Origin of the sequence: Mesorhizobium sp. WSM4310 (assembly GCF_007003935.1) — a bacterium.
Lineage (GTDB): Bacteria > Pseudomonadota > Alphaproteobacteria > Rhizobiales > Rhizobiaceae > Mesorhizobium.
In genome coordinates this window covers 101,881-121,440 of the sequence record NZ_VFTA01000012.1, presented here as the reverse complement: position 1 = coordinate 121,440, position 19,560 = coordinate 101,881, and the positions used below count along the sequence as shown (strand labels likewise).

Sequence of the window (19,560 nt, the reverse complement as noted above, 5' to 3'; positions counted from 1 at the left end):
TGACATGCTCGAAGTTTCCAACGCCACACTCCACTACGGCGCCGCCCAGGCGCTGCGCGGCGTTTCGCTGAAGGCGGGTGCCGGGAAGATCACTTGCGTGCTCGGCCGCAACGGCGTCGGCAAAACCAGTTTGATGAGATCGATCGTCGGCCACCACCGGCTGACGAGCGGAAGCGTTGCCTTCGAGGGGAAGGCGCTCGACCGGAGCGCGGCGTATGACCGCGCCCGGTCGGGCATCGCATTCGTGCCGCAGGGCAGGGAGATCTTTCCCCTGCTCACGGTGCGCGAAAACCTGGAATCGGGTTTTGCGCCGTTGAAGCGTGCCGACCGCAATGTGCCGGCGCATGTCTTCGAGCTGTTTCCAGTGCTGAAGCAGATGCTCGGCCGCCGTGGCGGTGATCTTTCGGGCGGTCAGCAGCAGCAGCTCGCCATCGGCAGAGCGCTGGTGATGCGGCCGAAGCTGCTGGTGCTGGATGAGCCCACCGAGGGCATCCAGCCATCGATCATCAAGGACATCGGCCGCGCCATCCGCTATTTGCGCGACCAGGCTGGTATCGCGGTGCTGCTGGTCGAACAATATCTCGACTTCTGCCGCGAGCTTGCCGACGAGGTCAACATCATGGACCGGGGCCAGATCGTCCATACTGGACCGGCGCAAGATTTAGACCGGGCTGATGTGCGAAAGTTTCTTACCGTCTAGAATCGGTGCTGGACTTCAGCTGACGATCCAAACTCCTTGGCAATTCCAATATTTCTTTCATCCAGCGATCCTCATCTCTGGCGCGCCAGAGGCGGCATGCTAGTCTTTTGTTGGCTTTGTGAGTCGGCCGCTTCCGTATCAGTCTGGTTATCGCAGATCGAGGGTGCGGCGAAGGCCGGCAAGTTCCACGCAAGCAAGGCTTCCTAGCTTCTCTCCTGCGATCTTTGTCGTTCAAACGCGTTTGGGCACACAGGCTAAGGGACAGCCATGGAACGTTTCGTCGAGGACTACCAGAAGCGGCGGCTTACCGAACGGGTCGATATCATCGCGGCCATCAACATTTTGAGGTCACAGGGCTGCGAATATGACGACCTGATCGAGGAGATCACCAAGGTGTTCTACGTCGACCTCGATACTTTCAATGAAATCGTGATGGCGGCATAGAGCCGCTTTCGCCCATCCAATAGAGTCGCCTTCGCCCATCCAATAGTCACAGCTCGGCATTGATAAGCGCGGTCAGCTCGCGCGCCGGAACGCAGAGGCGGTGACGCGGTTGCGGCCGCCGCGCTTGGCGTCGTAAAGCGCCTTGTCGGCGGCGCTGAGCACCTTGTCGAAGCTGAGCCCCTCTTTGCTGCCGAATGCAAAACCGGCACTGACCGTGCATCTCAGGGAGCCGGTTTCGGTCTCTATCTGGCGTGTCGCGAAGGCGGTTCGGATGCGCTCCGCCGCGCCCTCGACCGTTTCCGGCAAGGTGCGCTTCAACACCAGCGCGAATTCCTCGCCGCCCATGCGCGCGGCAACGTCGGTCTGGCGAAGATTGCCGGCGAGTTCGCTCGCAAATACCTTCAGCACCTCGTCGCCGGCCGCGTGGCCGAACTCGTCGTTGATGGCTTTGAAATTGTCGAGATCGAAGACGACCACGGCGGTAAAGGCACCGACCGGGAGATGGCCATGCATGTCGAACAGTGCGCGCCGGTTGAGCAGGCCGGTCAAGGGATCGGTGAGCGCGTTGCGGCGGTGGTGTCTCGCCAGGCGCCCCTGATTGAGCGCAAGGGACAGGGCGCCAATGCCCGTCATACTGGCGATGACGACAATGAGGCTCAGTTCCTCGGCCCAGTTGCTTGGTGCATGGCCGAGAACCAGCTTGCCGTCCCATGCCAGGACCGCCGCGCACAGCATGAAGGAAACGGCGGTGGCCGAGTAGAGCGTGGTGATGCCGACCGTCAGGGCAGGGGCTTCGTCGCGGCCGCGCCAGTATTCGAATGCCGTCGCGAACAGGAGCAAGGCGGCGAACAGGTTCTCGAACATGAAGCCAAGGCCATCATAGCCCAGAGCCATGGGGGGCAGCGTCACTGCCAGTGAAACACAGCCCAACAATGCTCGCGGCAGCGGCGAGCCGCCGGTTCTGAACTGGTAGGCCGCACCCAGCATGGTTGAGAAACCGAGCAGCAACAGGGCAAGGGTGGCGATGCCGAGCAAGCGCCCGGGCATGTCGATATAGGCGTCATAGACAAAGATATCGCCGACCACGAATACCAGGCTGATCGCCCATGTCAGCAGGAACCGTTCCGTGCGGGCGGTCAGCCACATGCCGAACAATGTCAGGCTCAGGCAAGCAGCGGAGAAACCGACAGCCAGCAGAAGTGAAGTGTAGTCGAGCGACATGCCCCTCTTTCCCTGCCGGCGGCGGCTCCAGCTCTGCAGCTTGGCGTCGCCGCATACATGCAGCAAGGAAGTGTCGATAAGGTTACGATCGTGGCGAAGATGCCCGGGAATAGACGCTTTGCTACGCGCAAAACGCATAGATGATGCACTTACAGCATGTAGCCGAACAACAACGAATGCTTGTCAGCCGGCTATGCGCTTCATCAGCGCCATCGCCCCGAACGGTGCGCGCACTTTGCCCTCGGTGATGAAGTAGACGAACACGTCGCGCGGCTGAACAGGCGCGTCGGTGGCGGGATCGGCGCGTCGCAAATCGGCCGGCTGCTTGCCTTCAGCCCATGTCTTTGCCCGCGCCGCCCACTCGTCGAGCCCCTTCGGCGTGTAGCAATCGGGATTGTCGTCCGATCCGGTCTGCAGTCGTGCGTAGACGAAGTCGCCGGTGACGTCGGCGATATCAGGATATTTGGCATGGTCGGCATAGACGATCGCCGCCTTGTATTTGCGGGCAAGTGCCGCGAATTCCGGCACGATGAAACTGTCGTTGCGGACTTCCAGCGCATGGCGCAGCGCGACACCGTCCTGTTTCTCCGGCAGCAGGTTCAAAAAAGCTTCGAAATCGTCCGGATCGAACTTTTTCGTCGGCGCGAACTGCCACAGGATCGGGCCGAGCTTGTCGCCGAGCGCGGCAACGCCGGAGCCGAGGAAGCGCATCATCGATTCACCGGCCTCGCCCAGCACGCGGCGGTTGGTGACGAAGCGGTTGCCCTTCAGCGAATAGACGAAACCGTCCGGCGCCTCGCTTGCCCATTTGACGAAGGTCGGCTCCTTGAAGCTGGAATAGTAGGTGCCGTTGACCTCGATGCTCGGCACCTGCCGGCTGGCGTAGTGCAGTTGCTTGGCCTTCGACAATTTGTCCGGATAGAAGGACGTATCCCAGGGCTCGAAGGTCCAGCCGCCCATGCCGGAGCGGATTGTTCCCGATTTGCTCATTATCGTCCTCCCGAGTGCGGTGTCTGGCCAAATTCAGAAGTCTGGCCGCGTTCAGAAAATCAGGCCGTCGTGGTCTCGTCGACCGGCTTTGCCATGTCGACAAGCACCCATCCTGGCCGGTAGGGGTTGGGCCGGCGACCCGTTTCGCGATAGCCGTAAGCGAGATAGAGCGCGATGTTCCGCTCCATTTTCGCATTGGTGTAGAGCCGTATCTCCGGCAGGCGCCACTGGCGCGTCTGCTCGTCGGCGTGTTTTAGCAATGCGATACCGAACCCCTTGCCCTGGAAGGCGGGCGACACCGCGATGGAGAAGATCATGGCGTGATCCGCATGCCGCTCCAGTGTGAGCACTCCGGCAGGTTCGCCGTCGCTCTCCAGCAGCCAGACCTCGGCGTTCGCGATGCGCGGCGCGTAGTCTTCGGTCACCGGGATCGGCGGCGCGTCGAGCATGGCGTTGTAGGGGGCGTAGGCGGCTTGCGTCAGCGAAACGACTGTTTGGATATCACCGGCAAGCGCTCTTCTGATTGTCATCCAAACACTCTCCAGGCGCCAACCGGTCCGCTGATCACTCCGCCGCTTCGCGCTTGCCTCCGGGGCGCCGCTCCAGCAGTTCTTTGAGGAACTGCCCGGTGTAGCTGCGCTTCTCGCGCACGATCGCTTCCGGTGTGCCCTGGGCAACCAGTTCGCCGCCGCCGTCGCCGCCTTCGGGGCCGAGGTCGAGCACCCAGTCGGCGGTTTTGATCACTTCGAGATTGTGCTCGATGACCACCACCGTGTTGCCCTGGTCAACCAGCTCGTGCAGCACTTCCAAGAGTTTGGCGACGTCGTGGAAATGCAGGCCGGTGGTCGGCTCGTCGAGAATGTAGAGCGTCTTGCCTGTCGCCTTGCGCGACAGTTCCTTGGCGAGCTTGATGCGCTGCGCCTCGCCGCCGGACAACGTCGTCGCCTGCTGGCCGATATGGATGTAGCCGAGGCCGACCTGCTTCAGCGTATCGAGCTTGTCGCGCACGCCCGGCACGGCGGCGAAGAAGTCGACGCCTTCCTCGACGGTCATGTCGAGCACGTCGGCGATCGACTTGCCCTTGAACAGGACGTCGAGCGTCTCCCTGTTGTAGCGCTTGCCGTGGCAGACGTCGCAGGTGACGTAGACGTCAGGCAAAAAGTGCATCTCGATCTTGATGACGCCGTCGCCCTGGCAGGCCTCGCAGCGGCCACCCTTGACGTTGAACGAGAAGCGTCCCGGCTGGTAGCCGCGCGCCTTGGCCTCGGGCAGGCCGGCGAACCAGTCGCGGATCGGCGTGAAGGCGCCGGTATAGGTGGCGGGGTTCGAACGCGGGGTCCGTCCAATGGGCGACTGGTCGATGTCGATGACCTTGTCGAGGAATTCCAGGCCCTCGATGCGGTCATGCTCGGCCGGATGCTCGCGCGAGCCCATGATGCGGCGCGAGGCTGCCTTGAACAGCGTCTCGATCAGGAAGGTCGACTTGCCGCCGCCCGATACGCCGGTGACGGCGGTGAAGGTGCCGAGCGGGATTTCGGCAGTGACGTTCTTCAGATTGTTGCCGCGCGCGCCGACGATTTTCAGGCGCCGGTTCTTTTTCGCCTCACGCCGGACCCCGGGGGTGGCTACTTCAAGCGCGCCCGACAGGTATTTGCCGGTGATCGAGTTGGGATTGGCCATCACTTGCTGCGGCGTGCCCTGGGCGATGATCTCGCCGCCATGGATGCCGGCGGCCGGACCCATGTCGACGACATAGTCGGCATGCAGGATGGCATCCTCGTCATGTTCGACGACGATGACGGTGTTGCCGATGTCGCGAAGGTGCTTGAGCGTATCGAGCAGGCGCGTGTTGTCGCGCTGGTGCAGGCCGATCGACGGCTCGTCCAGCACGTAAAGCACGCCGGTGAGCCCCGAGCCGATCTGCGACGCTAGGCGGATGCGCTGGCTCTCGCCGCCCGACAGCGTGCCCGAATTGCGCGACAATGTCAGATAATCGAGCCCGACATCGTTGAGGAAGCGCAGCCGCTCGCGGATTTCCTTCAGCACGCGCACAGCGATCTCGTTCTGCTTGTCGTTGAGCTGCGCAGGCAGGTCGGTGAACCATTTGTCGGCGTTGCGGATCGACTGTTCCGTGACTTCGCCGATGTGCTTGCCGCCGATCTTAACCGCCAGCGCTTCCGGCTTCAGCCGATAACCTTTGCAGACGGGGCAGGGCGTCGCCGACATGAAGCGCTCGATCTCCTCGCGCATCCAGGCGGATTCGGTTTCCTTCCAGCGCCGTTCGAGATTGGGGATGACGCCTTCGAAGGTCTTGGTCGTCTTGTAGGAGCGCAGGCCGTCATCATACTGGAAGGTGACTTCACGCTCGCCGGTGCCGCGCAGGATCGCGTCCTGGGCCTCGGCGCTCAAATCCTTGAACTTGTCGCCGAGCTTGAAGCCGTAGGCCTTGCCTAAGGCCTCGAGCGTCTGCACGTAATAGGGCGAGGTCGACTTCGCCCATGGGCTGACGGCGCCGTCGCGCAGCGACACGTTTTCGTCGGGCACGACGAGATTGGGGTCGATGGCGCGCTGGCTGCCGAGACCGTCGCAGGTCGGGCAGGCGCCGAACGGGTTGTTGAACGAGAACAGCCGCGGCTCGATTTCGGGAATGGTGAAGCCGGACACTGGGCAGGCGAATTTTTCCGAGAACAGGATGCGCTCATGCGTCTCGTTCTTCGATTTGTTGACCGAATCCTCGCCGGTCTGGCTGGAATCGAGCGGCCTGTCGGCGAACTCGGCCACCGCCAGCCCCTCGGCGAGCTTCAGCGCCGTCTCGATGGAGTCGGCAAGACGCGTGGCCAGATCGCCGCGTACGACGATACGGTCGACGACGACGTCGATGTCGTGCTTGTATTTCTTATCGAGCGCCGGAACATCGGATATCTCATAGAAGACACCGTCGACCTTGACGCGCTGAAAACCCTTCTTCTGCAGCTCCAGCAGTTCCTTGCGGTACTCGCCCTTGCGGCCGCGCACGATCGGCGCCAGCAGGAACAGGCGCGTGCCTTCCTCCAGCGCCAGCACCCGGTCGACCATCTGGCTGACCGTCTGGCTCTCGATCGGCAGGCCGGTGGCCGGCGAATAAGGTACGCCGACACGCGCGAACAGCAGGCGCATATAGTCGTAGATCTCGGTGACGGTGCCGACCGTCGAGCGCGGGTTCTTCGAGGTAGTCTTCTGCTCGATCGAGATGGCAGGCGACAGGCCGTCGATCTGGTCGACGTCGGGCTTCTGCATCATCTCGAGGAATTGCCGGGCATAGGCCGACAGGCTCTCGACATAGCGGCGCTGGCCTTCGGCATAGATGGTGTCGAAGGCCAGCGACGATTTGCCGGAACCAGACAGGCCGGTCATGACGATCAGGCTGTCACGCGGCAGGTCGAGATCGACATTCTTCAGATTGTGTTCGCGCGCCCCGCGAATGGAAAGGAATTTATGGTCGGCCATCGCCGGTCGCCGCCTCAGATCTGGAATTCGTGGGATTGGCGGGATTGTCCCAGCCATCCCCTATGTAGGTGTTTTTGCCGCCACGTCGAGAGACGCCACAATTCCCGACAGAAGTCGTTTAACCGTCTTTCGCGCGAAGGGGCAAGCAGAAAGAACAAAGGCCGAACACGCTCCTGACAAAGCTGTGTAGAAACCTGACCTGTACGTAACCTCCCGGCGATCACAATTTTCCGTAACCGGCTATTGAAGGTTGACGTGGCCGGCTCACGGGGGCAGTCTCCCGGGGTCAGTGAAGCCGGCCGTCTTTCGATGGCCTCGCCGCCCCAAGGCGGCCTGCGAGACGCCGCAGGCATTTGCGATTTGCGCTTCGCTACGACAATGTCGCAACGGACACAGGAGCGGAGCATGACGCCACCGGACAGTCCCCAAGGGCTCCACGCCTCGTTGGAGCCGCGGCAGGCATAAGTGCCAGGGTTTAGCGTTTGCGCCACCCGACAAACCGTGACTTGCCGTATCCCCAAAATCAGAGACCGCTAGTCGGATCGTCGGCTGACGCCGCGTAGCATCCGAAATCAAACGCCGGCAGTACACTCCCGGCAAAATTTGGATTTGAGATCCAGAAAAGCCCCGTCCGTTTGCCTAGGGCACGGCGGGGCTGTTCTTTTGACGACATGGCTGCACCGGCCCCAGCGGAGGGCTGCTCACCTCGGCGGCTTAAACCCGCCCGTGGCCATATCGATCGTGATGGTGCCGGAAATCCTGACATCGGTATCGCCGATTTTGAACGTGCCGTTGCCGTTGCTGGGGAACGCATCGTCGGGTTCCGGCCGGGGACCCGGCTTGGCGATGCGATAATCACCGTTCACACCGGGCAGTGCGCGTTTCTGTGCCTGCGGTGCGCTGTCGCCGGCGAGGGCCATACCGCTCGCAAGGCTGGCAAAAGTGAGCACCGCTGCGACCATGAGGCGATGCGACGTCCTGGGCGAATGAGTGTCGATCATCCCGGGATTATAGGGACCAGCCGCTCCCGGAACCAGAGCGGTGTCGTCAAATCATCGACAGCGGGCAGAAATCCGAGCTGGTTCACGCCGCCTTTTTGCGCGTGTCGAAGACATGGTCGACAATGCCCCATGCCTGGGCCTCGCGGGCGGTCATGAAATGGTCGCGGTCGAGCGTGCGTTCGACCTCCTCATAGCTGCGGCCGCAATGCTGGGCGTAGAGTTCGGCCATATGGCGTTTGGTCTTGCCGATCCGCTCGGCATGGCGCTGGATGTCGGAAGCCTGGCCCTGGAAGCCGCCCAGCGGCTGATGCAGCAGAATGGTGGCGTTGGGCAGCGCGATGCGGCGCCCCGGCGTGCCCGCCATCAGCAGGAACGAACCCATCGAGGCGGCAAACCCCATGCACACGGTCGATACCGGGCAACTGACATACTGCATCGTGTCGTAGATGGCGAACCCGCTGGTCACCACGCCGCCCGGCGAGTTGATGTAGAGCGATATCTCCTTGTCGGGACTGTCCGACTCCAATGATAAAAGCTGCGCGCAGACCAGCGCCGAGACGTCGTCGTTGATCTCGCCATTGATGAAGATGATGCGCTCGCGCAGCAGCCGCGAGAAAATGTCGAAGGCGCGTTCGCCGCGGCTCGATTGCTCGATCACCATCGGCACCAGACTGGCAAGACCGCTCATTTTTCGTCTCCGATTTCCGTGTTCAGGCTGCGAGCAGCAGGGTGTTCGGTATGTTCGCGGCGACAGGCTTTGCGCGCCCGTCCACTCCAAGCGAGAGCCGGCAGCCGGCGCCCGCCGTGGCGACGGCGGGCATCGCTTTCCCTGCAAAACCGTCATGGACGATGCGCAGATGCGTGCCGCCGGAAACGGTGCGGGCGAGTGTGAAGGTAACGACACTGTCGAGCGGATCCCCGGCGTCGCCCGGCTGCTCTCGCCAGGAATAGCGCAGCAGGCGCTCCGGCTCGGCGTCGAGGATTTCGCATTCGATGGCAGCTTCGGTCCCGGCGAAGGCAAAACGATTGCCGATTTCCGGCCTGATGTCGTTCGGCATCATCCATGCGGCGAGCAATTCCGGCACGGTCAGCGCCCGCCACACTTTTTCCGGCGGTTCAGCAAGGTCGTATTCGAACTCGAGCACATCCGGGGAGGCTTCGCCCCGGGTCTTGGCGTTCATCGATCCCAAATCCTTCATTGATCCATGTCCTTCAAAACCGTCTTGAGCCTTTCGATCCGCTCCGGCCAGAAGGTCCGGTAGCGTTCGATCCAGGAGAGCAAGGGGGCGAGCCCCTGCGGATCGGCACGATAGTAGGCGTTGCGTCCGGCCCGCCGCTCGACCACGAGGCCGGCGCCGCGCAGCACCGCCAGATGCTGCGACACTGCCGGCTGCGACACCGTCAGGCCGCTGCGCAATTCGGACACGCTCATTTCAGCTGCGGCGAGGCGCTCGAAGACGGCGCGGCGCGTCGGGTCAGCCAAAGCGCGGAAAATCTCTGCTTCGATCATGACAAAAGCATAAGTCGATACTTATTGATTTGGCAAGCGCTGTTTTGAAACCCATATGTCAGGCTCAGGCACTGTTGCCATTCCTTGACAATCAGCGGCAGCGCATATAGGAACGAAAAGGGAACAAAAACCTTGTGGGAAAAGCCAGCCTTAGCAGGCGGCTGACGTCCGCAGCCTGTAAGGTGCTGCGACAAAAATTTGTTTCGGATGAGCGCGGAGAAAAATCATGGCGGGTAGCGTCAATAAGGTCATTCTGGTCGGCAATCTCGGCGCGGACCCTGAAATCCGCCGCCTGAACTCTGGCGAGCCGGTCGTCAACATCCGTATCGCCACGTCGGAAAGCTGGCGCGACAAGAATTCCGGCGAGCGCAAGGAAAAGACCGAGTGGCACAATGTCGTCATCTTCAATGAGGGCATCGCCAAGGTGGCCGAGCAGTATCTGAAGAAGGGCATGAAGGTCTATGTCGAGGGCCAGCTGCAGACGCGCAAATGGCAGGACCAGACCGGCGCCGACAAGTACACGACGGAAGTCGTGCTGCAGCGATTCCGCGGCGAACTGCAGATGCTCGACGGGCGCCAGGGTGAGGGCGGCCAGGTCGGCGGTTATTCCGGCGGCGGCAGCAGCCGCGGTTCCGATTTCGGCCAGTCCAGCCCGAACGAGAGCTTCAACCGTGGCGGCGGCGCCCCCAGGGGCGGCGGTGGCGGCGGTTCGTCGCGCGAACTGGACGACGAGATCCCGTTCTGATCGAAAGCAACATCAGACGGCTGAGGTCGCGTGATCGATGCCCCGAGGGTCCTGCATGGACTTTCGGGGTTTTGCATTGTTGATTTGGCCTGACAGCAGGCGCGGCCAAAGGACTGAAAGGACAAAGCGGTGAAGGCACGGATAAAATGGGTCGAAGAGCGCACCTTCGTCGGCGAGTCCGGCAGCGGCCACAAGCTGGTGCTGGGAACGGCACCCGGCCCTGAAGGCAAGACGCCGGGCCCGAGCCCGATGGAACTGGTGCTGATCGGCACCGGCGGCTGCTCGGCCTATGATGTCGTGCATATACTGGAAAAGGGTCGCGAGGCGGTTGAGGACTGCGTCGTCGAACTCGACGCCGATCGCGCCGAGACCGACCCGAAGGTGTTCACCCGCATCCACATGCATTTCATCGTCAAGGGCCGCGCGCTGTCGCCCGACAAGGTTCAGCGGGCGATCAATCTTTCGATCGAAAAATACTGCTCGGCCTCCGCCATGATGGCCAAGACGGCCACGATCACGCATGATTTCGAAGTCGTCGACACCACAGCAAAGTAGGGCAGTAGGGCAGTAGGGCAGTAGGGACTGCCGTTCACCCCACCATCAGCGCCTTGATGCCGTCGGCCACGAATTGTACGGCCAGTGCGGCCAGGATGACGCCGAGCAGGCGGGTCAGGATCGAGCGGCCGGTCTGGCCGAGGATGCGGTCGATGCGTTCCGACAGCACGAACACCAGATAGGTGATGGCGAGGCAGACGAAGATGATGCCGACAAGTGCTGCCTGCGCGGCAAAGCCCTGAAACGAGCCGGAGAGCAGCACCGTCGCCGAAATCGCGCCGGGGCCGGCGATCAGCGGGATCGCCAGCGGGAAGGCGGCGATGTTGTGGATCATGTCCTTGGTGATGGCGACGTCGCCGATCTTCTCCTTGCGGTCCTGTCGCCGCTCGAAGACCATCTCGAAGGCGATGAAGAACAGCAGGAAACCGCCGGCGACGCGGAAGGCCGGCAGCGTGATGCCGAACACCGACAGGATCGAGGCGCCGGCCACCGCGAACAGCGCCATCACCAGGAAGCCGATGACCGAGGCGCGGACCGACACCTGCTGGCGCTCCTCGCGGTTCATGCCGCGCGTCACGGCGAGGAACAGTGGCGCCAGGCCGGGCGGATCGATGGTCACGAGAATGGTGACGAAGGCATTGAACAGGCTGTCGAAACTCGGCATCGCTGACCCTCCCGCCGGGCCGAGCCCGTACCATGCCATTGGTAGAGCAAAGCCTGGTCGGTGGAAACTGTCAGGACCGCGAAACCACGGCTCTCGACGGGTCAGCCGGCAGCGCCGCAATAGGCCTCGAGGCGATAACCATCCGGGTCGATAACAAAGGCGGCGTAATAATTGTCGCCGTAGTCGGCGCGCGGGCCCGGCGCGCCATTGTCGCTGCCGTCTTCGCGCAAGGCAGCGGCATGGAAGGCATCGACGCTGTCGCGTGTCGGCGCGGCGAAGCAGAAATGCAGGCCTGATTTTTCGTTCGCCGGAACCGGCCGCGCTGCCTCGTTGACCCATAGCGCGACGCTTTCGGCGCCATAGCCGAGCGAACCCGGTGACTGGCTGAGGCAGGTGTAGCCGAGCGGCTTCAGCGCTGCGTCATAGAAGCGCTTGGAGGTGTTGGCGTCGCGAACACCGATCGAGATATGATCGAACATCGTTTTCTCCATTGTTACAAAGTGTTGCTGGTTCAGGCTGTTGCGACGCGCCGCGCCAGGAACTCAACCTCCAGCCGCCATGTCGCGCCATTGTCGTGCGAGCGCTCGCCGCGCCAGCGGAAGGAATTTTCGGTGATCCGCGAAAAGCTCCAGCGCACCGAGGAACCGGTGCCGTCGGCGCCGACCTGCACGATCGCGTCGCCCTCGGCCCGGCCGAGCTGGCGGCTGAAATACTGATTGCGCGGATCGCTCCAGAAAATGTGCCAGGCGTCTGCGCCGGGATCATAGACCCGCAGCGTCGTGCCGTAGAACGTCCACTTGCCCAGGGAAGGCTGGGAACCGGTGTTCCGCGCGGGCAGGATCCAGACGTCCTGGATGGCGCGGCCTTCGAGCACCCAGCCGAAATGCACCTCGCCACGTCCGGTCAGCACGGTGCCATCCTCGAGGTGGCGTGAGGCATCGAAAGTCCAGGCGCCGACGAAGCGGCCATAAAGGTTCAGTTCTTCGGCGAGCCCGTCGATTGGTCCGGGACTGTGCAGGGCTTCGGCAAAGGGGTCGAACATGGCTGCGGCCTCTTTCTGTCAGGAGACCGGGAGGAATAGGCGCTGACGGGGTTCTGGGCTTGGGAAAAATTGCTATATTTCGGCCATGACAGCGACGACCCGCACTCTCGCATCCGGACCCGGCTGGCACGTGGCGGATGTGATCTGCACGGCCGGCGCGGGCGACCGGCCGTTCGAGGAAGCCCATCAGGATTTCTGTGTTGCAGCGGTCACCGGCGGCACGTTCCGCTACCGCGCGCAGCAAGGCACCGCCATGCTGGCGCCAGGCGCGCTGCTGCTCGGCAATTCCGGCACATGCTATGAATGCGGACACGAACACGGCAGCGGCGACCGCTGTCTCTCGTTCCATTTCAAGCCTGCCTACATGGAACGGATTGTCGCCGGTTTGCCGGGCGCGAGCACGCTTACCTTCGATGCGCCGCGCCTGCCGCCTTTGCCGGCCTTGGCGCCGCTGCTGGCCGAGGCGGAAGCCGCGCGGGAGACGGGCGACAGCGAGGCATTCGAGGAACTCGGTGTGCGCATCGCTGCTGCGGCTGTGGCCACGATTTCCGGCGCTACGTCCATGAGGCGCGGACCAAGCCGTCGCGATCAGAAACGGGTGGCCGAAGCCGTGCGGCGGATCGAACTGGATGCCGACGGGCCGGTTTCGCTGTCTGCGCTGGCAGAAGAGACGGCGACCAGCCCGTATCATTTCCTGCGTATTTTCCGGCAGGTTGCCGGCATGACGCCCTACCAGTTCCTGCTCAAGATCCGTCTCCACCGTGCGGCATTGCGACTGCGCCTGTCGGATGATGCGATCTCGGCGATCGCCTTCGACGCCGGCTTCAACGACCTGTCGACGTTCAATCGCCGGTTTCGACGCATCATGGGCGAGACGCCAAGCGATTATCGAGCCCGTCAGTCAAACGGCATCGCGCCTCGGCCGAAGCAGGCTCAATCCGAGGTCGGGCCGCACCAGCCCGGCAGATAGTCCGCGTCCTTGCCCTTGGCCAGGCTAAGTGCCTCTTTCATCGCCTTGTCGAAGTTCTTCGCAACCGCGTTGCGATCGATGCGCCGACGAAGGAAATCCGCCCAGATGAATTCGCTGAACGGCGTCGTGTCCTTGGCAAAGCCGCCCATCCGGCGCAGTTCGCCCGCCATGCTCCGGTAAGGATCGTCGATCAGCTCGCCGATTGTCTTCGGAATGGCCGAGTAATCGCGGCGCCGGCCGCTCTCATCGAACGGGTGCATCCAGCCTCTGTTATCGAGCACGAAAAGAAACGTGTCCTTGTCGAGCGCGGACAGGTCGCTGGTCACGGCCACAAGCACGTCCTTGACGCCTTCCTCGAGCAGGGCGCGGGCGAGGTGATGGTGATCGGTGACGTAGTTGCGATTTTTGGGACCCAATACGACCGGCACCATGTGTTTGCCGAGAAAAGCGCCGGTCTTCTTCTTGGCGTCCTGCTCCCGGATCATCTGGCGCTTCAACGCAACTTCTCTCATGCCGACCGTTATCTGCGTCGGCCTCAGTTCCTCGACGGGAACCGGCGTCACAATGGGTTCTCGCGGGTCGATCATGACACTCCATCCTGTCCTTGCTGGTGCTGTTTTCCCGGACCAAGTGATTTGATCGCCGCGTCGACGCTGTGGAATATGCGCTGCGGTCCGACCATTTCAGCGATGCCGAACCGCGCCAGCGCTGCCTGGGCCCGCAGCGATTCCAGCCGCGCTATGGCAAAGACCGCGCCCGCCTTGCGGCAATGAAGGATGGTGTCAATCAGGGCCTGCGCGGCGGTGTAGTCGATCTCGACGATGTTGCTGGCCTCCAGCACGACCAGTTTCACGGCTTCGTCCCTGGCATCGACAAGGTCGCAAACGCCGCGCTTGAAGCGATCGGCATTGACGAAGGACAGTGGCGCCTGGAAGGCCGCGACCAGCACGCCCGGGAGTTGTTCGCCAGCGCTGGGCTTGGCCGGAGGCCACCAGACGGACGTGCCCGGCACCTGTTCGAGTTCGATCGGCTCCGTGCGCGTCGCGCTCCATATGCCATGCAGCAGCGACAGGCCGATGCCCACCGCCACGCCGGTTGCGATCGGCAACACCACGATTGCCGCCATGGTGACCAGGATCAACACGAATTCGACCGGCGCCTGCCGATAGACGCTGGCGAACACCTTCCAGCGCAATATGTGCTGGGCAACGAACATCAGGACGCCGGCAAGGGCGGCCTGCGGAACATTGGCGAGCAGGCCGCCGCCAAAGGCACCGAGTGCCAGCACGATGGCCGCGGCAATGAGGCCGGACAGTTGCGAGCGGCCACCCGACTGGGAGACGATGGCCGTGCGCGGCGGGCTGGCATTGACGGCAAAGGCGCCGAACAGGCCCGACAAAATGCCGCCGGCGCCGACGCCGATGAAATCGCGGTTGACGTCGGGTGCGTCGTCCTGCTGCGAGGCAAAGGACCGCGAGGTGGCGGCCGTCTGCACCATGACGACAATGGCGATCAGCAGCGCCAGTGGCACCAGCGCCTGGATATCGTCGAGGCTGGCCTCCGGCAGGTCGGCTCGCGGCAGGCCGTTTGGCAAGGCGCCTAGCACCTCGACGCCGCGATCCCCGAGGCCGAAGACGACGACCGCGAGCGTGGCAAGCACCATGCCGATCAAGGCGCCGGGGATGCGGGCGCTGATCCGTTCCGAACAGAACACGATGGCGAACACGCCGAGGCCGAGCCCTAGGCTCCAGGGATTGGTGAGATGGAGATTGCCGCTGATCTCGCCGACACGCCGCAACGTTTCTCCACTCTCGGCCGGCAGGCCAAGCAGCCCGGGCATCTGCGAGACGATGATATGGACGGCGATGCCCGCCAGAAACCCTGTGGTGACCGGCACGGACAGGAGATCGGCGATCCAGCCGAGGCGAAAGACGCCGCTCAAGGTTACGATCAGCCCGACCATCAACGCCAGCATGGCTGCCAGTGCCAGATAATGCGGCGAGCCGGATGTGGCGAGCAGCGCCAGGCTGCCGGCGAACAGCGGCGTGATGGTCGAATCCGCGCCAACCGAGAGGTGACGATTGGCGCCGAACAGGGCAAACGCCACCGAACCGGCGACAAAAGCGAAAAAACCAATCTCGGGAGCAAAACCTCCGAGCCGGGCCGTTGCCATTTGCTCGGGAATGGCGATCGCGGCCAATGTCAGGCCGGCGATCAGATCACCATTGAGATCCCGGAACTGCCAGCCGCTCAGCGCCTGCAAAGGCAGCCGCCGGCGCCAATTCATGGCGCTTGCGGCTTTCGCTTGGGAAAGTTGGTCCATTGCCGGCTTTTGCCTTGTGGCGGCGAAAAGCGTCATGGCCATATCGTCGCAATCAGCGGTATCCTTTTGAAATTACCACCAAAAATGACACTGGAAAAGTGCCGCGAACATTGGAGTTTCGGCCTTGCTTCCTATATAAGCGGTCAGTGATTCCTGATTAGATTGTGATCCGATTTGACCGACCAAAAGACACCGCGCGGCGCCGACGGCGGCCCCACCGGCATCGAGCCGATCTCCATCATCGAGGAGATGCAGAGCTCCTATCTTTCTTACGCCATGAGCGTGATCGTCAGCCGTGCGCTGCCGGATGTGCGCGACGGCCTGAAGCCCGTGCATCGCCGCATTCTCTATGCGGCGCATGAGAGCGGCTACCACTGGAACCGCAAATATGTGAAGTCGGCCCGCCCGGTCGCCGACGTGATGGGTAAATACCATCCGCATGGCGACGCCTCGATCTATGACGCCTTGGTGCGCATGGCGCAGGACTGGTCGCTGCGCGTGCCGCTGATCGACGGGCAGGGCAATTTCGGCTCGATCGACGGCGACCCGCCGGCGGCGATGCGCTACACCGAATCGCGGCTGACCAAGGTCGCGCATGAGCTGCTGGAGGACATCGACAAGGACACCGTCGATTTCCAGGAGACTTATGATGCCTCGGACACCGAACCGAAGGTTCTGCCGGCGCGCTTTCCCAATCTGCTGGTCAACGGCTCCGGCGGCATCGCCGTCGGCATGGCCACCAACATCCCGCCGCACAATCTGGGCGAAGTCTGCAACGGCGCCATCGCCATCATCGACAATCCGGCGATCGACCTGCCGGCGCTGATGGAGATCATTCCTGGGCCCGATTTCCCGACCGGCGGCATCGTGCTTGGCCGCTCCGGCATCTACAGCGCCTATTCGACGGGCCGTGGCTCGATCGTCATGCGCGGCAAGGTCAACATCGAACAGCGCGGCAATGACCGTGAATCGATCATCATCACCGAGGTTCCCTACCAGGTGAACAAGGCCTCGATGATCGAGAAGATGGCCGAGCTGGTGCGCGACAAGCGCATCGAAGGCATTTCCGACATCCGCGATGAAAGCGACCGCCAGGGTTATCGCGTCGTCATCGAGCTGAAGCGCGACGCCGTCGCCGACGTCATCCTCAACCAGCTTTACCGCTTCACGCCGCTGCAGACCTCGTTCGGCGCCAATATGGTGGCGCTGAATGGCGGCAAGCCAGAACTGCTGACGCTGACCGACATGCTGAAGGCGTTCGTCTCCTTCCGCGAAGAGGTCATCACAAGACGGACGAAATTCTTGCTGCGCAAGGCGCGCGACCGCGCCCATGTGTTGGTCGGCCTTGCCATCGCCGTCGCCAATATCGACGAGGTCATCAAGCTGATCCGCACCGCGCCGGATCCGCAGACGGCGCGCGAGCAGTTGATGGAACGGCGTTGGCCCGCGGGTGATGTCGAGTCGCTGATCCTTTTGATCGACGATCCGCGCCATCGCATCAACGAGGACGGCACCTACAATCTGTCCGAGGAACAGGCCCGCGCCATCCTCGAACTGCGCCTGCAGCGGCTGACCGCGCTCGGCCGCGACGAGATCGCCGACGAGTTGAACACGATCGGCGCCGAAATCGTTGATTATCTGGACATTTTGTCGTCCCGGGCGCGTGTCCAGCAGATCGTCAAGGACGAGCTTGCGGCCGTGCGCGACGAGTTCGGCACGCCACGCCGCACCGAACTCACCGACGGCGGCGCGGACATGGAAGACGAGGACCTGATTCAGCGCGAGGACATGGTCGTGACGGTGAGCCATTCCGGCTACATCAAGCGCGTGCCGCTTTCGCTCTACCGGGCGCAGCGCCGCGGCGGCAAGGGCCGCTCGGGCATGTCGACCAAGGAAGAGGATTTCGTCACCCGGCTGTTCGTGGCCAACACGCACACGCCGGTGCTGTTCTTCTCTTCACGCGGCATCGTCTACAAGGAAAAGGTCTGGCGGCTGCCGATCGGCAACCCGCAGTCACGCGGCAAGGCACTGATCAACATGCTGCCGCTCGAGCAGGGCGAGCGCATCACCACCATCATGCCGCTGCCCGAGGACGAGACCAGCTGGGGCGAACTCGACGTGATGTTCGCCACCACGCGCGGCACCGTGCGCCGCAACAAGCTGTCCGATTTCGTGCAGGTCAACCGCAACGGCAAGATCGCCATGAAGCTGGAGGAGGAGGGCGACGAGATACTCGGCGTCGAAACCTGCACCGACAATGACGACGTGCTTTTGACCGCCAGTTCCGGCCAGTGCATCCGCTTCTCCGTCGGCGACGTGCGCGTCTTCCAGAGCCGCAACTCGGTCGGCGTGCGCGGCATCACCATGGCCGAGACGGACCGCATCATCTCGATGTCGGTGATCGAGAATGTGGACGCGTCGCCGGCAGAGCGTGCCGCATATCTCAAGCGCGCAGCGGCCGAGCGCCGCCTTGCCGCGGGCGCCAGCGGCGAGGAGGAAGAGATTGCGCTGACCAATGAGGAGATCGGCGAGGAGGCCGAGCTTTCAGACGAACGCTATGAGTTCCTCAAGGCGCATGAGCAGTATGTGCTGACGGTGACCGAATATGGCTACGGCAAGCGTTCGTCGTCCTACGATTTCCGCCTGACTGGCCGCGGCGGCAAGGGCATCCGCGCCACCGACGTGTCGAAGACGGCTGAAATCGGTCGGCTGGTGGCGACCTTCCCGGTCGGCAACGATGATCAGATCATGCTGGTGTCGGATGGCGGCACGGTTATCCGGGTGCCGGTCAATGGCATCCGTTTCGCCAGCCGCGCCACCAAGGGCGTGACCATCTTCAATACCGCCGAGGGTGAGAAGGTGGTTTCGGTCGAGCGGATTTCCGAGCCGCAATCGGACGAGGAAAGCGAAGAGATCATCGAGGGCGGCGCTGGGTCTGCTCCAGAGGCTGATGCCGGTCCGGACAGCGGCGAGTAAATCCTGGGCCTGCTTTTGACATGGCAACGCCGGCCCAACGGCCGGCGCGGCAGCAAGTCCAGACGGCTTAGTAGTGACGATACGGCTTGCGGGGGCCGAAACCTTCGAAGCGCTTGGTGGTTGCCTTGACGCGAATGCGTTGCGCCTCCTGATGCAGCCCGAATACGGTGGCGATCAGCATGGCGACTGTCATTGCGGTGGCGAGCATGTAGATCAGCATTTGCGTGTTCTCCTGCGCCTTACAACGGATAGATGGGATTTTGGTTTCATCTTATTAAGGTGCAACCTAGTGAACGCTGCGTGAAGGCTTCGTGATCAGCGTGTTCATCTGTCGTTCATGTGCCGGAAAAGGTTCATGGGCTCGCGCGCCGATCGGATTTGCCTTTGCGAGAGAGGCTCGCTAGAAGCACCTGCCATGACTGAACGCATCGCCCTTTACGCCGGCTCCTTCGACCCGCTGACCAACGGCCATCTCGATGTGCTGAAAGCGTCGCTGGCGGTGGCCGACATCGTCTATGCCGCGATCGGCATTCATCCGGGCAAGAAGCCGTTGTTTTCCTTCGAGGAGCGGGTGCAGCTCATCGAAACCGCCACGAAGGCCGAATTCGGCCGCGATGGCGCTCGCATCAAAGTCGTTGCCTTCGACGGGCTGGTGATCGATGCCGCCAGGAAGCAGGGCGCCTCGATCATGATCCGCGGCCTGCGCGACGGCACCGATCTCGATTACGAAATGCAGATGGCCGGCATGAACGAAACCATGGCGCCCGAGCTGCAGACGGTTTTTCTGCCCGCCAGCCCGTCCGTGCGCACCATTACCGCCACACTTGTGCGCCAGATAGCCTCGATGGGCGGCGACATCCGCGCCTTCGTGCCGGCGGCTGTTGCTGGCGCGCTCACCGCAAAATTCGCGAAATAAGCCCGGAGAAAATCCTC

21 protein-coding genes are annotated in these 19,560 nt (G+C 62.7%); 7 read left to right on the top strand and 14 right to left on the bottom strand.

What is annotated here, in order from left to right:
• Window positions 1–4: 4 nt before the first annotated feature.
• A complete protein-coding gene (urtE, locus tag FJV80_RS15540; RefSeq protein WP_142876834.1) occupies window positions 5–700 on the top strand; it encodes an urea ABC transporter ATP-binding subunit UrtE in 696 nt (231 codons plus the stop codon).
• A gap of 267 nt (window positions 701–967) precedes the next feature.
• Window positions 968–1,144: a hypothetical protein gene (locus tag FJV80_RS15535; protein WP_019858306.1), complete on the top strand. Its 177-nt coding sequence runs from the start codon at window positions 968–970 to the stop codon at window positions 1,142–1,144.
• A gap of 72 nt (window positions 1,145–1,216) precedes the next feature.
• Here FJV80_RS15535 and FJV80_RS15530 read toward each other — a convergent pair whose 3' ends face one another.
• The 8 genes from FJV80_RS15530 to FJV80_RS15495 form a co-directional block, all read right to left on the bottom strand.
• On the bottom strand, window positions 1,217–2,365 hold the full coding sequence (locus tag FJV80_RS15530; RefSeq protein WP_142876833.1) for a GGDEF domain-containing protein: 1,149 nt from the start codon (window positions 2,363–2,365) through the stop codon (window positions 1,217–1,219).
• 183 nt (window positions 2,366–2,548) lie between these two features.
• Complete coding sequence (locus FJV80_RS15525) at window positions 2,549–3,355, bottom strand: DUF72 domain-containing protein (protein WP_142876832.1); 807 nt, start codon at window positions 3,353–3,355, stop codon at window positions 2,549–2,551.
• A 59-nt stretch (window positions 3,356–3,414) separates the two neighbouring features.
• Complete coding sequence (locus FJV80_RS15520; protein WP_095789699.1) at window positions 3,415–3,885, bottom strand: GNAT family N-acetyltransferase; 471 nt, start codon at window positions 3,883–3,885, stop codon at window positions 3,415–3,417.
• Window positions 3,886–3,919: 34 nt separating this feature from the next.
• Entirely contained in the window at window positions 3,920–6,841 is a 2,922-nt protein-coding gene (uvrA, locus tag FJV80_RS15515; RefSeq protein WP_095793717.1) for an excinuclease ABC subunit UvrA, read from the bottom strand.
• A gap of 701 nt (window positions 6,842–7,542) precedes the next feature.
• Window positions 7,543–7,842 carry a hypothetical protein gene (locus tag FJV80_RS15510; RefSeq protein ID WP_142876831.1) on the bottom strand — a complete coding sequence of 100 codons (300 nt, stop codon included), beginning with the start codon at window positions 7,840–7,842 and terminating at the stop codon, window positions 7,543–7,545.
• A gap of 82 nt (window positions 7,843–7,924) precedes the next feature.
• Complete coding sequence (locus FJV80_RS15505) at window positions 7,925–8,530, bottom strand: ATP-dependent Clp protease proteolytic subunit (RefSeq protein WP_142876830.1); 606 nt, start codon at window positions 8,528–8,530, stop codon at window positions 7,925–7,927.
• 22 nt (window positions 8,531–8,552) lie between these two features.
• Window positions 8,553–9,023 (bottom strand): SRPBCC domain-containing protein, encoded by a 471-nt coding sequence (locus FJV80_RS15500; RefSeq protein WP_246688979.1) that lies wholly within the window; start codon window positions 9,021–9,023, stop codon window positions 8,553–8,555.
• A 14-nt stretch (window positions 9,024–9,037) separates the two neighbouring features.
• Window positions 9,038–9,352, bottom strand: a complete 315-nt coding sequence (locus tag FJV80_RS15495) for a metalloregulator ArsR/SmtB family transcription factor (protein WP_010909628.1) — start codon at window positions 9,350–9,352, stop codon at window positions 9,038–9,040.
• Between the two features lie 226 nt (window positions 9,353–9,578).
• Between FJV80_RS15495 and FJV80_RS15490 the strand changes: the two genes are divergently transcribed.
• Together FJV80_RS15490 and FJV80_RS15485 are read left to right on the top strand one after the other, a co-directional pair.
• On the top strand, window positions 9,579–10,097 hold the full coding sequence (locus FJV80_RS15490; RefSeq protein ID WP_064985641.1) for a single-stranded DNA-binding protein: 519 nt from the start codon (window positions 9,579–9,581) through the stop codon (window positions 10,095–10,097).
• Between the two features lie 129 nt (window positions 10,098–10,226).
• The gene (locus tag FJV80_RS15485; RefSeq protein ID WP_095789703.1) at window positions 10,227–10,652 is read left to right on the top strand and encodes an OsmC family protein; all 426 of its coding nucleotides are present in this window, start codon (window positions 10,227–10,229) and stop codon (window positions 10,650–10,652) included.
• A gap of 34 nt (window positions 10,653–10,686) precedes the next feature.
• Here the strand turns inward: FJV80_RS15485 and FJV80_RS15480 are convergent, their stop codons facing one another.
• The 3 genes from FJV80_RS15480 to FJV80_RS15470 form a co-directional block, all read right to left on the bottom strand.
• On the bottom strand, window positions 10,687–11,316 hold the full coding sequence (locus FJV80_RS15480; protein WP_140773427.1) for a MarC family protein: 630 nt from the start codon (window positions 11,314–11,316) through the stop codon (window positions 10,687–10,689).
• Window positions 11,317–11,417: 101 nt separating this feature from the next.
• Complete coding sequence (locus tag FJV80_RS15475) at window positions 11,418–11,795, bottom strand: VOC family protein (RefSeq protein WP_095789741.1); 378 nt, start codon at window positions 11,793–11,795, stop codon at window positions 11,418–11,420.
• Window positions 11,796–11,827: 32 nt separating this feature from the next.
• Window positions 11,828–12,358, bottom strand: a complete 531-nt coding sequence (locus tag FJV80_RS15470) for a hypothetical protein (protein ID WP_142876828.1) — start codon at window positions 12,356–12,358, stop codon at window positions 11,828–11,830.
• Window positions 12,359–12,443: 85 nt separating this feature from the next.
• On the opposite strand from FJV80_RS15470, the gene FJV80_RS15465 reads away from it, so the two are divergent.
• A complete protein-coding gene (locus FJV80_RS15465; RefSeq protein ID WP_246688978.1) occupies window positions 12,444–13,328 on the top strand; it encodes an AraC family transcriptional regulator in 885 nt (294 codons plus the stop codon).
• Here FJV80_RS15465 and FJV80_RS15460 read toward each other — a convergent pair.
• Window positions 13,292–13,915, bottom strand: a complete 624-nt coding sequence (locus FJV80_RS15460) for a ParB-like protein (protein WP_142876827.1) — start codon at window positions 13,913–13,915, stop codon at window positions 13,292–13,294. The genes FJV80_RS15465 and FJV80_RS15460 overlap by 37 nt on opposite strands.
• Window positions 13,912–15,615, bottom strand: coding sequence for a SulP family inorganic anion transporter (locus tag FJV80_RS15455; RefSeq protein WP_142876862.1), 1,704 nt, complete (start codon window positions 15,613–15,615; stop codon window positions 13,912–13,914). The genes FJV80_RS15460 and FJV80_RS15455 overlap by 4 nt, the downstream gene beginning before the upstream one ends.
• A 210-nt stretch (window positions 15,616–15,825) precedes the next feature.
• On the opposite strand from FJV80_RS15455, the gene gyrA reads away from it, so the two are divergent.
• Window positions 15,826–18,627, top strand: a complete 2,802-nt coding sequence (gene gyrA, locus FJV80_RS15450) for a DNA gyrase subunit A (protein ID WP_095775388.1) — start codon at window positions 15,826–15,828, stop codon at window positions 18,625–18,627.
• Window positions 18,628–18,694: 67 nt separating this feature from the next.
• Here gyrA and FJV80_RS15445 read toward each other — a convergent pair whose 3' ends face one another.
• Entirely contained in the window at window positions 18,695–18,847 is a 153-nt protein-coding gene (locus tag FJV80_RS15445; RefSeq protein WP_019858284.1) for a hypothetical protein, read from the bottom strand.
• A gap of 195 nt (window positions 18,848–19,042) precedes the next feature.
• On the opposite strand from FJV80_RS15445, the gene coaD reads away from it, so the two are divergent.
• Complete coding sequence (coaD, locus tag FJV80_RS15440) at window positions 19,043–19,543, top strand: pantetheine-phosphate adenylyltransferase (protein WP_142876826.1); 501 nt, start codon at window positions 19,043–19,045, stop codon at window positions 19,541–19,543.
• The last annotated feature ends 17 nt before the right edge of the window (window positions 19,544–19,560 follow it).

Bases quoted from the DNA above. Each gene is read 5' to 3' on its own strand.
- urtE (WP_142876834.1), top strand. From the start codon at position 5: ATGCTCGAAGTTTCCAACGCCACACTCCACTACGGCGCCGCCCAGGCG.
- FJV80_RS15535 (WP_019858306.1), top strand. From the start codon at position 968: ATGGAACGTTTCGTCGAGGACTACCAGAAGCGGCGGCTTACCGAACGG.
- FJV80_RS15530 (WP_142876833.1), bottom strand. From the start codon at position 2,365: ATGTCGCTCGACTACACTTCACTTCTGCTGGCTGTCGGTTTCTCCGCT.
- FJV80_RS15525 (WP_142876832.1), bottom strand. From the start codon at position 3,355: ATGAGCAAATCGGGAACAATCCGCTCCGGCATGGGCGGCTGGACCTTC.
- FJV80_RS15520 (WP_095789699.1), bottom strand. From the start codon at position 3,885: ATGACAATCAGAAGAGCGCTTGCCGGTGATATCCAAACAGTCGTTTCG.
- uvrA (WP_095793717.1), bottom strand. From the start codon at position 6,841: ATGGCCGACCATAAATTCCTTTCCATTCGCGGGGCGCGCGAACACAAT.
- FJV80_RS15510 (WP_142876831.1), bottom strand. From the start codon at position 7,842: ATGATCGACACTCATTCGCCCAGGACGTCGCATCGCCTCATGGTCGCA.
- FJV80_RS15505 (WP_142876830.1), bottom strand. From the start codon at position 8,530: ATGAGCGGTCTTGCCAGTCTGGTGCCGATGGTGATCGAGCAATCGAGC.
- FJV80_RS15500 (WP_246688979.1), bottom strand. From the start codon at position 9,023: ATGAACGCCAAGACCCGGGGCGAAGCCTCCCCGGATGTGCTCGAGTTC.
- FJV80_RS15495 (WP_010909628.1), bottom strand. From the start codon at position 9,352: ATGATCGAAGCAGAGATTTTCCGCGCTTTGGCTGACCCGACGCGCCGC.
- FJV80_RS15490 (WP_064985641.1), top strand. From the start codon at position 9,579: ATGGCGGGTAGCGTCAATAAGGTCATTCTGGTCGGCAATCTCGGCGCG.
- FJV80_RS15480 (WP_140773427.1), bottom strand. From the start codon at position 11,316: ATGCCGAGTTTCGACAGCCTGTTCAATGCCTTCGTCACCATTCTCGTG.
- FJV80_RS15475 (WP_095789741.1), bottom strand. From the start codon at position 11,795: ATGTTCGATCATATCTCGATCGGTGTTCGCGACGCCAACACCTCCAAG.
- FJV80_RS15470 (WP_142876828.1), bottom strand. From the start codon at position 12,358: ATGTTCGACCCCTTTGCCGAAGCCCTGCACAGTCCCGGACCAATCGAC.
- FJV80_RS15465 (WP_246688978.1), top strand. From the start codon at position 12,444: ATGACAGCGACGACCCGCACTCTCGCATCCGGACCCGGCTGGCACGTG.
- FJV80_RS15460 (WP_142876827.1), bottom strand. From the start codon at position 13,915: ATGATCGACCCGCGAGAACCCATTGTGACGCCGGTTCCCGTCGAGGAA.
- FJV80_RS15455 (WP_142876862.1), bottom strand. From the start codon at position 15,615: ATGAATTGGCGCCGGCGGCTGCCTTTGCAGGCGCTGAGCGGCTGGCAG.
- FJV80_RS15445 (WP_019858284.1), bottom strand. From the start codon at position 18,847: ATGCTGATCTACATGCTCGCCACCGCAATGACAGTCGCCATGCTGATC.
- coaD (WP_142876826.1), top strand. From the start codon at position 19,043: ATGACTGAACGCATCGCCCTTTACGCCGGCTCCTTCGACCCGCTGACC.